The organism is Alloprevotella sp., from assembly GCF_057240785.1.
This window is the reverse complement of sequence record NZ_DBHHRH010000038.1, coordinates 13,106-29,117: the sequence shown is the minus strand read 5'-3', so window position 1 is coordinate 29,117 and position 16,012 is coordinate 13,106. Positions and strand designations below refer to the sequence as shown.

The 16,012-nt window shown below is 43.7% G+C and carries 11 protein-coding genes and 1 tRNA gene; 2 read left to right on the top strand and 10 right to left on the bottom strand.

Annotated elements, in window-relative coordinates; all coding sequences use genetic code 11:
• Nucleotide 1 precedes the first annotated feature (1 nt).
• The gene (locus ACO4R2_RS09170) at nt 2-1,198 is read left to right on the top strand and encodes an acetate/propionate family kinase (protein WP_484769984.1); all 1,197 of its coding nucleotides are present in this window, start codon (nt 2-4) and stop codon (nt 1,196-1,198) included.
• Between the two features lie 144 nt (nt 1,199-1,342).
• On the opposite strand, the gene ACO4R2_RS09165 is transcribed toward ACO4R2_RS09170, so the two are convergent.
• The 9 genes from ACO4R2_RS09165 to ACO4R2_RS09125 all read right to left on the bottom strand — a co-directional run bounded on the left by ACO4R2_RS09165 (nt 1,343) and on the right by ACO4R2_RS09125 (nt 15,245).
• Complete coding sequence (locus tag ACO4R2_RS09165; RefSeq protein WP_484769983.1) at nt 1,343-4,270, bottom strand: outer membrane beta-barrel protein; 2,928 nt, start codon at nt 4,268-4,270, stop codon at nt 1,343-1,345.
• A 655-nt stretch (nt 4,271-4,925) separates the two neighbouring features.
• Entirely contained in the window at nt 4,926-6,158 is a 1,233-nt protein-coding gene (locus tag ACO4R2_RS09160) for an ABC transporter permease (RefSeq protein WP_484769982.1), read from the bottom strand.
• Between the two features lie 51 nt (nt 6,159-6,209).
• Entirely contained in the window at nt 6,210-7,370 is a 1,161-nt protein-coding gene (locus ACO4R2_RS09155) for an ABC transporter permease (RefSeq protein WP_347719062.1), read from the bottom strand.
• A gap of 10 nt (nt 7,371-7,380) precedes the next feature.
• Complete coding sequence (locus ACO4R2_RS09150; protein WP_484769981.1) at nt 7,381-8,367, bottom strand: HlyD family secretion protein; 987 nt, start codon at nt 8,365-8,367, stop codon at nt 7,381-7,383.
• 37 nt (nt 8,368-8,404) lie between these two features.
• Nucleotides 8,405-9,874 carry a TolC family protein gene (locus tag ACO4R2_RS09145; RefSeq protein WP_484769980.1) on the bottom strand — a complete coding sequence of 490 codons (1,470 nt, stop codon included), beginning with the start codon at nt 9,872-9,874 and terminating at the stop codon, nt 8,405-8,407.
• A 183-nt stretch (nt 9,875-10,057) separates the two neighbouring features.
• On the bottom strand, nt 10,058-11,251 hold the full coding sequence (locus tag ACO4R2_RS09140; protein WP_484769979.1) for a pyridoxal phosphate-dependent aminotransferase: 1,194 nt from the start codon (nt 11,249-11,251) through the stop codon (nt 10,058-10,060).
• A 43-nt stretch (nt 11,252-11,294) separates the two neighbouring features.
• A complete protein-coding gene (locus ACO4R2_RS09135) occupies nt 11,295-11,990 on the bottom strand; it encodes a Bax inhibitor-1/YccA family protein (protein ID WP_347719065.1) in 696 nt (231 codons plus the stop codon).
• Nucleotides 11,991-12,025: 35 nt separating this feature from the next.
• Nucleotides 12,026-13,243: a bifunctional 3,4-dihydroxy-2-butanone-4-phosphate synthase/GTP cyclohydrolase II gene (locus ACO4R2_RS09130; protein ID WP_484769978.1), complete on the bottom strand. Its 1,218-nt coding sequence runs from the start codon at nt 13,241-13,243 to the stop codon at nt 12,026-12,028.
• 49 nt (nt 13,244-13,292) lie between these two features.
• The gene (locus ACO4R2_RS09125; RefSeq protein ID WP_484769977.1) at nt 13,293-15,245 is read right to left on the bottom strand and encodes an LptF/LptG family permease; all 1,953 of its coding nucleotides are present in this window, start codon (nt 15,243-15,245) and stop codon (nt 13,293-13,295) included.
• A gap of 171 nt (nt 15,246-15,416) precedes the next feature.
• On the opposite strand from ACO4R2_RS09125, the gene ACO4R2_RS09120 reads away from it, so the two are divergent.
• Nucleotides 15,417-15,490 (top strand) — tRNA-Met (locus tag ACO4R2_RS09120).
• 71 nt (nt 15,491-15,561) lie between these two features.
• Here the strand turns inward: ACO4R2_RS09120 and ACO4R2_RS09115 are convergent.
• On the bottom strand, nt 15,562-15,762 hold the full coding sequence (locus tag ACO4R2_RS09115) for a hypothetical protein (protein ID WP_183694266.1): 201 nt from the start codon (nt 15,760-15,762) through the stop codon (nt 15,562-15,564).
• Nucleotides 15,763-16,012: the final 250 nt, after the last annotated feature.

Below are 16,012 nucleotides of genomic sequence, written 5' to 3'. Positions count from 1 at the left end.
TATGAAAATCCTTGTTATCAACTGCGGTAGTTCCAGCATCAAGTACAAGCTGTACGACATGACCGACAAGTCCGTCCTCGCAGCAGGCGGCATTGAAAAAGTAGGTTTAGCCGGCTCTTTCAATAAAGTAGCTCTTCCCAATGGGGAAAAGAAAATTATCAGCCACGAGTGTCCCACTCATACGGAAGGTATTAAATTGATGTTCGACACTCTTCTCGATCCTGAGATTGGTGCAATTAAGAGCCTTGATGAGATTGATGCAGCGGGCCATCGTATAGTGGCTGGTGGTACTTACACTAAGAGTCAGATTGTGACAGACGAAATGCTTGAAGGATGGAAACCTTTTATGGAATTAGCTCCCCTTCATAGCCCCGCCCATCTGAAAGGCTATCTTGCAGTGCGTGCACAGTTACCCAATCTTCCGCAGGTGTTCGTTTTCGATACAGCTTTCCATCAGACAATGCCGCCTAAGGCTTTCATGTATGGTCTGCCTTATAATTATTATACAGATTATAACTTCCGCCGTTATGGAGCACATGGTACGAGCCATCGCTATGTGACTGCACGAGCAGGTGAAGTTCTCGGCTTCGATCCTAAAGATGTGCGTATGATTACGTGCCATATCGGAAATGGTGCAAGTATCTCTGCTGTTGATCATGGCAAATGCGTTGATACCTCTATGGGACTTACCCCATTGGAAGGTGTAATGATGGGTACGCGCACGGGTGACATCGACTCCAGTGCCATTCTCTATATTATGGAGAAAGAGCACCAAACTCCAGAAGAAGCCATCGACCTGCTCAACAAGAAGAGCGGTCTGCTCGGCATCAGTGGTGTCAGCAGCGATATGCGCGAAGTGGAAGATGCTGCCGAGAAAGGCAACGAACGGGCCCGCTTAGCTCTCGACATGTATTCTTATCGCATCAAGAAGTACATAGGAGCTTATACGGCTGTTATGGGAGGTGTCGACGTCATAGTCTTCACTGCTGGCGTAGGCGAACATCAGTGGGATGTGCGCAAGGCAACTATGGAAGGAATGGAATACTTAGGTATCCAGCTTGACCAAGAAAAGAACGAGCGCAATAATGGTGAAGAAGAACTTATTTCTCTGCCTGAAAGTAAAGTAAAGGTAGCTGTTATCCCGACGGATGAAGAATTGATGATTGCTACTGATACGATGCAGCTTGTTGCTAAGTAGTAGATTCATTTCTTTAATAGTTGGAGGAGAAACTTACCTACTACTTATAATTCTAACTGCCACTTATCTTTTTTCAGATAAGTGGCAGTTTTGTTTTATCCCTCGGATAGCTCTATAAGAGCAATAAAAGAGTTTGCATTTATATTATTTTCGGTTGGCTACTTTGTTAAATCTCCATGTCAATGAGAAGAGGAAATAGCGGGGTATTGTTGTTGCAAAGCTTTCGGTGCGACCTTGTGCGTCGATAGAATTAGTAGTGTAGAGATTACGAGCTAAGAGATCGCAAGCTTGGAACTTTAAAGTGAAATTCTTGATAGAGCGCTCCAGACTTGTCTCGATGTTTGCACGCGTTTCGTTGAGCGATGCGTCGTTATAACCAAAGCGTGAAGAGATGTCGCAGTTCGCATACAGAATGAACTTGGCAGGTAGGTTCACAATTGCCTGAAGGCCGTAGAGTAATGTGGTGGTATGAATCTTTTCGAATTGTGGGCGGGAGCCTCTGATATTATTCATGAAAGCAGTGAAAGAACTAGAGAGATTCAGCCAAGCTGTGGGATGACTTTGTAGTAAAACTCCTGTTGACCAATCCAATCTGTCCACATTGTATTTCTCGTTGTGACTGCCTGTTGTGGTATAACTTAAGTCTGCACTGTGATAGGCGTTTATGCTTGCCATGTAAAAGATAATCCATCTCTGATCCTTGTCTAATGGTGTGTTTACTATAAAGTTGAAGCCTGCATTCCAGTTTCCATCGACATTGACGGGCTGTGTTGTGCGTACACCTTTTGTCCGATCATAGATGGTGGAGATTTCTACAGCGTTTTTCAAGAAATTGAAGGAAATTCCATTATAGAGATTCGTATTTGTCTTGTAGAAACGGCGCATGTGCTGCAATGAAACATTGTTTATCCATGTGTCATGTAGTTGCGAGTTACCTTTGGACACATTCAGCGGATCTGCTGCATCAGTAATGTCGATAAGATGATAAAGGTTGACTTGCTCTTTGCGACTTGACGCAGACAATACCCAATTTGTGCCTCTTCCTCCACGATCCTCCGCGATGGGGTTATATGTCAGTCTGACCGAAGGAGAAGGAAGCCAAGAATGGCGTGTGGCTGGATATTTGTTTCCGTAGCGCCAATAATTGTACTGACTGTCCAAATATCCCGTTTCTGCTGTAACGTTGAATTTCAACCATCGTCTATTGGCAAGCTTTAGCTCGTGTTGCCAGTTTGCACCCAGCAGATGCTTCTTTTGTCTAAGATTGCCCCAATAGCTGTCGGCACTACTCAGTACCTGTTCCAAATCTGTAGCGTTGGAAGGCAGTACTCCCAATACAGACGTATCGAAGTTTCCCCATGTCCCACCTAAGAGGTCAAGGCGATAAAGAGGGTTGTTGTTACAGTTTTTATCGTACGCAAAGCTGTAGTAAGGGGTTAAAAGTCCATCGGCCTTTTCTGTCTGCCTATATTTCCAATCGTAAGAAATTTTCCCTAAATAGTGGTAGGTGTCAGTTTGTGATGCCACATACCGATTTCGGAAATCCGTTTGAGGTGTGGGGCGACTGTAGCGCAGATTATATAAGTCATAACGATGTCCATCTTGATTAGTGGCAGCAAACTCGCCCTCAACATTCAGTAAATTCCCTCCAAAGGCATTGTGCATCAAGAAAGAGGCCTGATGGTTGAGTTTTTTGCTATCGAAGTGCACCCCGTTTTGAAGGCGGCTGAGCAAGATGGACTGAAGGAACACGTTGGTGCTAAGTCTCGAAAACGTACTGTCCATTAACGCGTAGAAGTCTTTCTCCAAAGGATTTGCGTTGTAGTTGGCCGTCCGGATGTGATTATATCCGTGATTTTTCAGGTAGTTGATGGAATATTTGATTTCGTAGAATTGATTCTTGCGTGGACGAAGCGTCAGACGAGTTCGGCCTGCCACCGACATATTGTCAATGTAGGACACATTGGACGTGCGAATAAACGTATTACCTCCTGAAAGGAAATTCTCTCGGCTCGACCCTTCATCATTATGCACCGCATTGTCATGGTAGTCTGCACCCATTGTGAAACGAATCTTTCCGTTAGGCTCATATTGGTAATTGAAAGTCAGATAGTTTCTGCGGTGTTTTCCGCTCTTTTCTGCATTCCCTCTCTCCCCATCTCTTGCATATTGAAACTGTTGGCTGCGATTATTGAAGTCTCCAGCTAAGCTAAAACTTTGGCAGTCGTTGAATTTCATTAGATTAAATCCTGCCTGATAGCGATCTTTTGTTCCGTATCCTGCCACCAATTGACCTATATAAGTGCCTATATACTTCCGTTTCAAATGTACATCCATCACAAATTGCTCGTCTCCCATCGAGCTCCCCATCATACTGCTCTTTTCGCCTTTCTTCGTGTACACTTTCACGTTCTTTGCCACGTAGGCGGGTAAGCTCGCCAGAGCTGCACGAGGATTGCCGTTGAAAAAGTCTTTTCCTCCTAATAGCAGATTTTCAACTAAGCGCCCATTGACGTAAATGTTGCCATCGCGTATTTCTGCTCCAGGTAGTTGAGCAACAAGATCATTAAGCATAGAGCCGTCAGGAAGTTGGAAAGCAGAGGCATTATACACAAGCGTATCACCTTTGTAGAACATGCGTATTTTGGTACCTTTCACTACAGCCTCTCCCAATTGTACAAAAGATTCCTGCAAATAGAAGTCACCCACATCGTATTTTGTTTTTGCAGATGTGTATTTCACGTGGATGGGGAAGTACATTGTTTTGTAGCCCACGGCCATGCAACGCAGAATGTAGCGGCCTGGCTTCGGAACTTTTAATATGAACATTGCTCCATCCTTCGGATTCCTATCCCTAATCGGTTTCCCATCTATTTCCGTATAGCTGAGCTCTGTTATTGCATAAGTGGCTCCCACTCTGCTGCTGTCAGTTCTCAGCAGTGTCACTGCTGTAGAATCGATGCTATTCTCTGTGATGAGATCACGGATTCTACCTGTTATTTCTCCATTCTGTGCATAAAGGCAAAGAATAGGTGTGAAAACAAGTAAAAGAACGAAAGAGATACGTTTCATAATTTTGAATTTCTGGTTAAGAAAGAATTTAGCATAACTATTTTGCAAATATATATATATATATATAATTGCAAATAAAAAAGTCTTTTTTAGCTTCTATAAGCAGTTATTCGTGTATAATAAGTTTCAACTTATCAGATAATGAGCGATGATTTGCGCGATTTTGTTTGGCTGAGGTGAGAAGAAAATTCGGGGAGAAAGTAGGAATAGGAAGAAATACTCAGAATAGCAGGCTGATGTATTTTCTTTATCGTATCCTATAAAGGTTGTAATTTGTTGTAGCTAAAAATAGAATAAAGCTGTCAGCTGACGCAATAAGGAAGTCAGCTGACAGCCTTATTGTATTTTCAAACGCAATAAGGATATTTATGAGTGCCTTTATTCGATTTTTATGGCTCCTTTAGAGACAGCTGAAGCAAATCTTTAGAATTCCTGTTTTTTATACAAATGTTTCGTAATCAACTCGCTATGATGTTTAAAAGCATCAGTAAAGCTTTGATGAAGTTTGATCGTATAGAGTTTTTCAGAGGAAAGTTAGCTGTTGTGTCTCTTGTGCAGCAATATAGATACTAAAAAATCTGCCTGCTAACCAGGAATGGTAATAGGCAGGCAGATGATGTGATGAGGGATAGTTGGTAAGAATAGCAATGTTGTTTTATCTGCGTTTTCTCTTCTTCCTTTCTCGGTACATCTCAATGAAGCGATGACGGCTGCGGCGGATGTTGAGGGTGTAGATGATGCAAGTGGTGGTGAAATAGCAAATAGTTTGTATCCATAGTGCATGCCATTCGGGTTTTACATCTCCCATTTCAGCACCTAAACTATTGATTTTGATATAGGCATTCACGCCAAAGGTGGAGGGGAAGAGATAGGAAACATATTTCCAAAATGTGGGAATACTTACCCCTGGCCAGCTGACGCCTGAGAGGAATAGCAGCGGGACAGATGCAAAGACGATGAGCATGAAGCCTGTTTCGCGTTGGCGAATCAAGAATGTAATCGTCATGGCCATAAAAATGATGGCCAACAAGAAAGGAATGGCAATGAGCCAAAGGTCTAACGGATTGCCTATCTGGGGCAGATGGAAGATGCGCGGTACAACTTCGAGCACAAAAGCTATGTTCCAGAGATAGATAAGCAAATAGGCAAAACCTTTGCCAAAAACGATACGCAGCATGCCATTGAAATGGCTGTTGATGGGCTGCAATTCACGGTAGCGGTTACTTTCATTGTCTGTTCCAGCAGAGAGTCCCACGCCTAGAACAAGAGTTTGTTGTAGCACGAGGATCAGAACGGCAGGGATGAGGAACGAGGCAAAGCCCGTTTGAGGGTTGTAGAGATCCACTTGTTCATAGCGTATGGGCATTTGCGTTACTTTGTCTTGTTCTGCTGTTGTGCTGGGTTTTCTTTGTACCTTGATGTCTGCATTCATGGCCAGCGACACGTTGGTATTGGCTAAAACCAGTGCTTTATAATAGAGGAGTCCGCTCATGTCTGCATACACACCCACATGCGCTTGCTGCATGGTGTTGATATTCCGCGTGAAGTCAGAAGGAATACGGACGATGCCGTAAACCTCACGATTCTTGATGAGCCTTTCCGCCTCGGCCATACTCGTGCAATGAGCCACAATGTGAACATCGGGGGTGGCATCTACGTTGCGAATATACTGCCGCGATAAAGCCGTATTGTCGTAGTCGACAACGGCTGCAGGGACTTCGCGGATTACTTCGTTGTTATAGATGAACGCATAGATCAGTGGGTATGCAAGAGGCACTAAGATAAAGAAGATAAGCACACCTTTATCTTGGAACACTTTCTTCAATTCAGCTTTGAAGATATAATTCCAATCGTCTAAGGCTTGTTGTCTATTCTTCAGTATTGACATAATGATATAAGTTTTACATTTACCAAATGAGAGTAAGTGTAGAGTCAGAGGTTATGGTACGTATTTTACCGTTAGGAGTTCGCGCTTTAAAATAGGGGTTGTGATGATGGATAAGAGGATAAAACCGGCGAGTGCTGCCAGGTATGGCCAAGCATTTGTGAGATTGTAGCCATCAAGCGCGCAGTTGACATACAGAATAAAATAGTGGCGAAGAGGAAATAACCACGATAAGCCTTGAAGAGCAGGGTGCATCGCCATGACAGGAAACGACATTCCGCAGATACTCAGCGAGAGGACACCCCATAGCGAAGCAAAACTCAGTCCCATTCTTAGTGTGGGCAGGATGGTAATCATGAGAACGCCAAGCGCTTCGCAGCTAAGGATGAAGAGCGTCATGAGAATCAGCATATCGGTAATTCCCGAATTGCAGGGGAAGTGCATATATCCATAAAAGTAGAACACTATGGTCCACCCCACCAGGAGAAATAGGAGAGTGTTGGGCAGGAGTTTTCCAATGAGAGCCAGGTGCATATTTCCGCGTGCTTTTAGAATCCAATCATGTGCTGTGCCTTCTTTGATTTCTGTACCAATACTATAGACAGTCATCATGAAGAGGAAGATACCTAGGATACCTGGAACAATTGTATTGCTCAGATAGATGTTGTAGTTGAGCCATGGGTTGTTGGTGGCATGAGAGTCAACAACAATGGGTTGCAAGAAAGCAAGAGCCTGTTGTTCCGTTGCACCACGTGCATAAAGGACCGACCGCCCAGCCGATCCAGATGCCAATTCGGACATCATGCGCATATCGCGCATAACGAGTGAACCTGCTATGAGGTAAGCATAATTTGTGTAGAACGAGATCGTGGGAATTTTCTGCGCATTGGCTTTTGCTGTTGTACCTTTGGGAATATAGTAGAACGCATAAATTTCTCCACGTTGTACAGCTCGTCGTGCACTACTTACGTCAGGATAGTTTTGTACGATAGCTGTTTGCTGAAACGCATCAAGGTTGCGTGCAATCTTTCGCGTCGTAGTGGTGTTGTCTTGGTCTACCATTCCGATGGGGAGGTTAGTGGGAAGCCCCTGCCACATCATCGTAGTAAAAAAGACAATGCAGAGAAGGGGAGCAAAGATGATGGAAAACCAATAGATGGGGTTATTCTTCATCCGTTGGTATTCCCGTTTGGCTATTTTTATGATCTCCTTCATGATGACATTGTTATTTTAAGAGTACAGACATACCCGGGCGTAGGTCTTCAACTTTTTTTGTGGGGCGCACCTTCACTTCAAAAGTTTTCATATCAAACTGTCCGGTGGATTTTGTGGCTTTCCATGTGGCATAACTGCCAAGATTTTTCATGTAGAAAACTTTGGCTTCTACTTCTTTGTTCAACGCGGGGATATTCACTTTGACCGTTTGGTTCATGCGGAAGAGTTTCAACTTGTCCTCTCTCACATTGAAAGTCATCCACATATCGTTCATTAATGCAACATTCATAACGGGGGCACCCGTACCAACAAGTTCTCCTACAGAAGGGAAAATCTCGGTTACTTCACCATCGGCCGACGCTAAGAGATATGTTTCTTTGATGTATGAGCTCACTTCTTTAATGGCTCCGCGTGCTTGGTTGACAAGTGCACGTGCTGCTTCTTTGTCCTCTATGCGAGCACCGTTGACCGCCATATCATATTGCGATTTTGCCGCCTTTTCTGTGGCAATGGCTGCATCACGTTGTGCAGTAACTTCGTCCAGCTTCTGAGCAGGGAGCACTCCTTCGTCGGCTAAACGCTTAACGCGTGCCCAAGATTTTTCGGCAATCGTAACACCAACTTTGGCTTTTTGCCACATATCGTAGGCTCCTTGAATCTGCTCTTTGCGCGCTCCGTTGTCGGCTTTCTGACTCTGTGCTGCTGCGGCATTCTCCACGGCTTGAGCTTGCTCTAGTTTTGCCGTAACTTCAGGAGCTTCTAAGACGGCTAATGTGTCGCCCGCGTGAACATACTGCCCCTCTTCAACATAGAACTTCTTGATTCGGCCAGGCACTTTACTAGATACTCGATATTCTGTGACATCGGCTTGTCCTTCGAGCGTTTCGTCTTCATGGCGGAAAGCATATAGGCTTGCCAGTACCACCAAGACAATCACAGTAAGAAGAATGAGGATTGCAGGAATTAGATTGACTTTTCCTTTATTATTAGTAGCCATATTTATTGATGATTTTACAGATGAATAAACGGTTGTTTTAATTGAGAGTACCAAGGGCTTTCTGCAGGCTGGTTTGTGTTAGCTTGCAGTCGATTTCTGCGTCGATTTTTTCACTATGTGCTTGCAACCATGCTGTTTCGGCGGAGAGAACATCTGTCATGGTGATGACACCTTCTTTATATCCGAGTGTTGCTACCCTTAGGTTTTCGTTGGCTTGTTCTAGATTCTTTTGTGCCATCATTAGCTTTTTGTTGGCTTCATTCACACGGAATGTTTCCTGTTTTACTTGTAGCTCTATTTTCTCTCGAGCTTCAGTGGCACGCAGCGTTGTGATTGCTGCTTCTGCCTTGGCTGCACGCACTTTGTAGCGGCCTTCTCCCCAGCTCCAAAGTGGTACTTTCAGCGTGATACCAACGTGCCAGTCTCCGCGAAATTTCTTTTCAAAACTATTGTAAGCATTGGGGTAGGTAAGTCCGTATCCAGCGAGCAATGCCACTTGCGGAAGAAATTCTGAACGTACGATATTGATTTTCTCATCGTAGATGTTTTGTGCTGTTTGCAGCTGGCAGAGTTCTGGACGGTTGTTGAAAGCTATTTCAACATCGGGAGTAGCATTTTCATTGCTAACCTTTAGATCTTCCTTCGTTTCATCCTCGGTTGTGATTTGTTCTCCGAGCGGCAGACCGCAAAGTTGGCAGAGTAACATCCGCGAGAGAGCCAATCCGTCTTCCACCTTTGTTACGAGCATTTCTGCTTCGTTGAGCTTTACAGCGATTTGTAGCCCATTAGCTTTTGTGGCTACGCCTTCGCGAATCATTTTCTGCACATCATCGTCCAATTTTTTTAATGTGTTGCGATAGCTAGTGGCCAACTTGTGTTTGTTTGCCAAAGAAACAACTTGCCAATAGGCCTGGTCGGTTTGAAGTAGGACATCCTGCTCATCACCGCGTAGCTTTTCATTGGCTAAATCCTGCTGATAACGTGTGATTTTATCGTAGGCTCGAATTTTTCCACCCATATAGAGTGGCTGTGTTAATATCACAGCTCCCGCTGCCATATTGCGATTATCTGTTCGGAATGCATCAACAACCCGTTGGCCGGCTCCATCAATGATATTGCCCACACTTTGAAGAATTGGCGTAAGTTGTTGGATGAGCGGTGCGAGGGTAGGATTCTGTTGCAATAGTTGTTGGGCCGTTTGTCCAAAGCCGTTGACAAGAGCAGTCCCGTTGCCCGTGAGTGCATTTTTCTGTTCCTTGCTCAGAATGGAAAACTCTTTACCCGAACGCATATAGCCAGCTGTGGCTGAAAGTTTTGGAAGATAGTTGGTCTTTGCTGCCTTTTGGGTGTATTCTGCCACTTCTTGATTGAGTCGGCTCTGTGCTAAAGTCTTATTATTATCTATGGCTAACCTTCGGCATTCTTCTAAAGAAAGCGTGCGCTGTGCTTGTAAAGACGGAAGAACAAGAAGAGAAATGGCCAAAGAAACGATACAACGCTTAATCATAAGTATCTGTTTTTTTTCCTATTATAAATTACTTCCGCAAAGTTAAGACCTTTTTTATAGACGAAATGAGGAATCGGACTTTTTGACCAATTAAAACATAAAAAGAAAAAAAACTGCTGCTCAGAAAATAGAACTTGGTGAGCAGCAGTTTTGAGAAAATCTATTTTTTTAAAAAGCTTCTTCTTATTTCAGAAGGGCTACAGCTTCTTTGATACGCTTCAATGCTTCAATGATATTCTCATCACTAGTGGCATAACTCATACGGAAGCATTCGGGACTACCAAAAGCATCGCCACCAACAGTGGCTACGTGTGCCTTTTCAAGAAGGTAGAGCGCAAAGTCGGTAGAGTTATTGATGACACAATCTCCATCGCGTTTGCCAAAATAGTAGCTACATTTCGGGAAAAGATAGAAAGCTCCTTCTGGGACATTCACTTCAAACCCTGGAATCTCTTTGGCCAATCTTACGATAAGATCGCGGCGGCGTTCAAAGGCCTTGCGCATTTCTTCAACACAATCCTGTGGGCCAGAAAAAGCTACTGCTGCTGCTTTTTGGCTCACACTGCATGGGCCGCTGGTGTATTGTCCTTGAAGCTTAGAGCAGGCCTTCGCTATTTCTGGAGCTGCTGCTAAGAAACCGATGCGCCACCCAGTCATTGCATAAGCCTTACTCACACCATTGATAACAATGCAACGATCTTTCATGCCTTCACATTTTGCTAAAGAGCTGTGGAGTCCACTGTAGTTGATGTGCTCATAAATTTCATCAGCAATGACAAAAATGCGAGGATATCGACGAAGCACAGTTGCCAAAGCTTCCATTTCCTTTTGGCTATAGACTGACCCCGTAGGGTTGCAGGGTGAGCAGAGGATGATAGCTTTGGTCTGTGGCGTAATGGTAGCTTCAAGTTGGTCGGGAGTGATCTTGAAGTCTTGTTCAATAGTAGCGCCAACAAAGGTGGGTGTGCCCCCCGCCATTAGTACCATTTGCGGATAGCTTACCCAATAGGGAGCAGGAATAATAACTTCATCGCCAGGATTGACAAGGGCCATAATAGCATTACAAACAGCTTGTTTAGCACCATTGCCCACAACTATCTGAGCTGGCTCGTAATCCAGTCCATTTTCATTTTTGAGTTTGTCACAAATAGCTTTACGCAGATCAGGATAGCCAGGCACGGGAGAGTATTTCGTCCAGTTATCATCAATAGCCTGCTTTGCTGCATCTTTGATGTGTTGCGGCGTAGGGAAGTCGGGTTCGCCTACAGACATATTAATGATGTCAATACCTTGTGCTTTTAGTTCAGCACTTTTTTGCGACATAGCCAGTGTTGCACTAGGCTGCAGTCGGTTCACGCAATCTGATAGTACGCTCATTATATTAGGATTAGATATGATAGTCTGTGTTTTTTAGCTTTCTTTAATTGTCCTTGAAGAGGCGGAGCAGATAAAGGAAGATGTTGATAAAGTCAAGATAGAGTTCCAAGCTTCCTATAAGTGCTAATTTCAAAGTATTCTCATTTTCCTCGTCGCCCATTTCTTGTAGCATGATTTTGATGCGCTGTGAGTCCCAAGCTGTGATTCCACAAAAGATGAGCACACCTGCGATTGAAACAACCCAGTCGAAAGTGTTGTTTGCTACAAAAAGGTTGACAATGCCAGCAATGATAAGTCCGATGAGTGCCATATAGAACAAACGGCCCATGACACTCAAGTCTTTCTTAGTGATATAGCCCAGAAGTGCCATTCCACCAAACGTTCCAGCGGTGATAAAGAACGTTGTTGCAATAGTGTTGAATTCATAGGCTAAGAAGATGAAACTCATCGTAACGCCATTGAGTATGGAGTAGAGAGCAAAAGTGACACCTGCTGTGGCGAATGACATCTTCCAAATGCGCGTGGAGAGAAAGATAACGAGTAAGAGCTCGAGTCCGATAGTACCAAAGAACCAACCTTGTGAAATCTGATAAATTGCGCCAGATTGTGCTACCCAAGCAGCAGTTAATCCTGTTATAGCAAGTGCTAGTGTCATCCAAAGATACACTTTGCGCATAAGAGCGCCGAAGGCAACTTTCGTTTCTGTTACCTCTCCAAAATTGTTATACATATTATCCATAATTGTACTTTACTAATCTGCTGAATTACGTTTGCTTATTTCTCGAAATGCAACTTGTGCCCCATACGATCTTTCTTCGTGCGGAGGTAGCGTTCGTTATATTTGTTAGGCTGAATTTCGATGGGGACATTTTCAACGATTTCTAATCCATAAGCTTCCAAGCCTACGCGCTTCACGGGATTATTCGTCATAAGTCGCATCTTGTGCGCACCAATGAGATGCAGGATTTGTGCACCTACGCCGTAGTCTCGCTCATCAGGGTCATAACCTAAATGAATGTTAGCATCTACTGTGTCATAGCCTTCTTCTTGCAGTTTGTATGCAGCAATCTTAGCCATTAGTCCGATGCCGCGTCCCTCTTGATTGAGGTAGAGAATGACTCCTTTGCCCTCTTCTTCCACCATGCGCATGGCGCGATGAAGTTGTTCGCCGCAATCGCAGCGTTCAGAACCGAAAATGTCTCCAGTGACACAAGATGAGTGAACACGTACCAAAACGGGCTCGTCTTTTTCCCATTTTCCTTTGATAAGTGCTACATGTTCTTTTCCGTTACTTTTTTGACGGAAAGGGATGAGGTGGAAGTCGCCGTATTCGGTGGGCATATTCACTTCTTCACCTTGTTCGACGAGGCACTCAGTTTTTAAGCGGTAGGAAATAAGATCTTTTATAGTTATAACCTTTAAGCCTTCTTTCTGAGCAAACTCTTGTAGTTGTGGCATTCGAGCCATCGTTCCGTCTTCGTTGAGAATCTCTATAAGACAGGCTGCAGGCTGCAACCCAGACAAGCGTGCTAAATCAACAGCGGCTTCGGTATGTCCAGCGCGCGCCAATACGCCTCGGTCTTGTGCATACAAAGGATTGATATGTCCAGGGCGACCGAAGGTTTCGGGGCGACTCTTGGGATCAGCTAAAGCGCGAATGGTGGCTGCTCGGTCGTGAGTACTTACACCTGTCGTACAACCTTCAAGTTTGTCGATCGTAATGGTAAAAGGAGTGCCTAGCATACTGGTATTGTCACTCACCTGCCGATCGAGTTTTAGTTGGTTGCAGCGTTCAATAGTGATAGGAGTACACAGTACTCCGCGTCCATAGCGGAGCATATAGTTGACAGATTCTGGAGTGGCGAATTCGGCCGCCATGATGAGGTCGCCCTCATTCTCGCGATCTTCATCATCAACTACGATGACGAACTTTCCAGCGCGGAAGTCTTCCAGCGCTTCTTCAATGGTTGCCAATTTGAAATTTTTATCCATAAGGAGAAATCTATTTAATGTTGGCTCATCTCTAGTACGAGCAACGTTTCTATTCGTTATTAGGTGTTATTGTATCTAGTGGTGAACATTCTTGCTGCTTCATTTCTTCTCTCACATATTGCTCCAGTAGGCTTAATGCTTCATCAATGCGTTTTAAGTCTTTGTTTAAGCGAAAACGGAAACGCCAGATGCGTAACCATAGGAGGAATCCAATAGGGAAGATGACGCCACAAAGAATATTCAACTTTCGATTTACGAAAGGTGAGGTATGAGCGTGAATATAAATAACTGGTAATGTATTGAGAATGCTTAAGATACGAGAACTTCGAGTATTTGAAAGCTCTTCGACAATGGCTTCTAATTCATTACTAATGCGTTCGGCATGTCTATCTACCTGTGGGCGGAAAAAGGCTCGAATATAATTAGGAGCCATTTGTAGATGCTTCAGCTCTTTGTAGTTACGGCAGTATTCGCGCAGTTTAGGAATTTCTGTAGATAATCGTGCATAATCTGGCGTGTCAATAATAACTTCCTTGCGGAAGAGATGACGAGGAGTACGCCAACCGAAGAAGCGCATTAAAATGTTTTGATAGGTTTCCCAATTAAACACAACGCTATCGTTGTTCGATTTGTATGTTAAGTATGCTCCGAGAGGTGCTAAGATAGCAGAACTGATCCACATGCCATAGGTCATATTAAGCGAACCATCGCGCGCCATTTTCATACTTGAAGTGTCAATAATGTAGTAGAAAATGAAGATAATCACGCTGACCACAGTAGGTAGGCCTAAGCCTCCTTTGCGTATGATTGCCCCTAGAGGGGCACCAACGAAGAAGAAAAATAAGCAAGCTAGGGATAATGTAAATTTGCGATGCCATTCAATCCAGTGGGTGCGGATAAAATGGTCTCCATCGTTGGTCACCGCGCTTCGCCATTCTAGATCAGCCGCAAAAGCAGCGGCGTTAGCTTGGGCCATTTGGCGCGCCGATTGCAATCGCTCCGGTGAGGTATGAGCTAGAAGAGAATCGAAATTGAGTCCGCGTGATGCCAGGGCTACTTTGAGACGTTTGTTTTGTGCAACATTGAGTTTAGGATGTCTATAATAATGAGATTCTGCTTCTGCATAGTATGATTTTCCCACACTGTCTAATTGTGTCTCCATCGAGTCGATGTCGTTGCGAAGACGTGTGAGGTTTTTTGCAGAGGCCATACCGCGCAACTGCTCCTCATCCATTTTTTCAAAATTGCTATCAAAATCAATGATAAACTTTTTGTATTTAAATGTCTCGCGATCGTAGGGTGTGCCGTTAGGCGAACTAAGAACACTCATATTGCTCTGAAGGTTCTCGAATTGCTCACCATTCCAAATATCTAATATGAGGTGCATACGATCTGCCGTAACTTCCATTCGTCCAGAATCGGCTACAACAATTTGCGCCTTATCAAAACCTTCATCAGTCTTATAGACCATCAAGTTGTAGAGCATTCCTGTTGATATTTCTTTATGCTCTACGAATAAATTTAGGTTAGGTATTCCATTATAGAAGACTCCCTCGGGGATTTCCAGTGCTGGAGAAGTTTGTTTCATGCTCAGCAGCAAAGTGCGGAGTTTGAGCTGCGCTTCTGGAGCTGTTTTGTTTTGGAAATAGAAAGAAGTTCCTGTTAGAAAGACCACTAAAACTAGTATAGGTCGCATGATGCGTAGCAGGGAAACACCTGCAGCTTTCATCGCAAGCAGTTCTAACTGTTCGCCCATATTACCGAAGGAAATGAGCGACGCCAACAAAATGGCAAGAGGGAGAGAGGTTGGTACCAAGGATAATCCCATGTACCAAAAGAATTCGGCAAGAATGTCAACGGTGAGTCCCTTTCCGATAAGCTCGTCCACATAGCGCCATGTGAACTGCATCATAAAAACAAAAAGAGTGATAAAGAAGGAACCGAAGAAAACCCAAAGGAATTTCTTCAGTATGAACATATCGAGCTTCTTTAATATAGTCATCGTAAATTCTTTGTATGAGCAAAAGTAGCATATTTTTCCCATGTGTGCTCATCTTATATAAAATAAAACTGAGAGATGGGGTGTTTAGAACTTTTTTTTGTTTTTTTTCAAGAAACATTTGGTAGTGTCATAAGTATGCACTACTTTTGCACTCGCAAATCAGCAATACCTGGCGCGGTAGCTCAGCTGGTTAGAGCGCATGATTCATAATCATGAGGTCCCCAGTTCAATCCTGGGCCGCGCTACGAAGAAAGGTCTTAGTTCAGTTGCTTAACTGTATTAAGACCTTTTTCTTTGTGTTATCTTCTCTTAATCTTTATGTCCACAATTTGGCTGCGATAGTAGCATATTCAACTTTACCGTCAATATAATCAGCAAACATCTCGATGGCAGGCATACCGTCGGGGAGATTGCACGATCCACAGCCTCCGCAGTCTGGATATTGGCATTTGTATCGTTCGTGGATAAAGAAAAGTCTTTCTTCGCGATCTGAAAAGTCAATTTTTGGAGCTATCATGATAGAAATAATTTTTATCTAAATTAGGAATGATTACAGAAGTTTTCTGCCTACAAAATTAAGTATTTATTTTGCTCTTGTCTGCAAAAAGTAGAGAAGTAGCAACTGTTATATGTTGTGTGTTAAACATGGTATCTTCTTCTCTCTCCTGTGTATAGATTCTGAATATTTTTTTAATAACTTCATTGAGTGAGATTTGTGGTGCGAAGCTCTAGTGACGTTTTTTGTGTTTGAGTTTTTGTAAATTAGG

Bases quoted from the DNA above. Each gene is read 5' to 3' on its own strand.
- ACO4R2_RS09135 (WP_347719065.1), bottom strand. From the start codon at position 11,990: ATGGATAATATGTATAACAATTTTGGAGAGGTAACAGAAACGAAAGTT.
- ACO4R2_RS09145 (WP_484769980.1), bottom strand. From the start codon at position 9,874: ATGATTAAGCGTTGTATCGTTTCTTTGGCCATTTCTCTTCTTGTTCTT.
- ACO4R2_RS09155 (WP_347719062.1), bottom strand. From the start codon at position 7,370: ATGAAGGAGATCATAAAAATAGCCAAACGGGAATACCAACGGATGAAG.
- ACO4R2_RS09125 (WP_484769977.1), bottom strand. From the start codon at position 15,245: ATGACTATATTAAAGAAGCTCGATATGTTCATACTGAAGAAATTCCTT.
- ACO4R2_RS09170 (WP_484769984.1), top strand. From the start codon at position 2: ATGAAAATCCTTGTTATCAACTGCGGTAGTTCCAGCATCAAGTACAAG.
- ACO4R2_RS09130 (WP_484769978.1), bottom strand. From the start codon at position 13,243: ATGGATAAAAATTTCAAATTGGCAACCATTGAAGAAGCGCTGGAAGAC.
- ACO4R2_RS09115 (WP_183694266.1), bottom strand. From the start codon at position 15,762: ATGATAGCTCCAAAAATTGACTTTTCAGATCGCGAAGAAAGACTTTTC.
- ACO4R2_RS09150 (WP_484769981.1), bottom strand. From the start codon at position 8,367: ATGGCTACTAATAATAAAGGAAAAGTCAATCTAATTCCTGCAATCCTC.
- ACO4R2_RS09160 (WP_484769982.1), bottom strand. From the start codon at position 6,158: ATGTCAATACTGAAGAATAGACAACAAGCCTTAGACGATTGGAATTAT.
- ACO4R2_RS09140 (WP_484769979.1), bottom strand. From the start codon at position 11,251: ATGAGCGTACTATCAGATTGCGTGAACCGACTGCAGCCTAGTGCAACA.
- ACO4R2_RS09165 (WP_484769983.1), bottom strand. From the start codon at position 4,270: ATGAAACGTATCTCTTTCGTTCTTTTACTTGTTTTCACACCTATTCTT.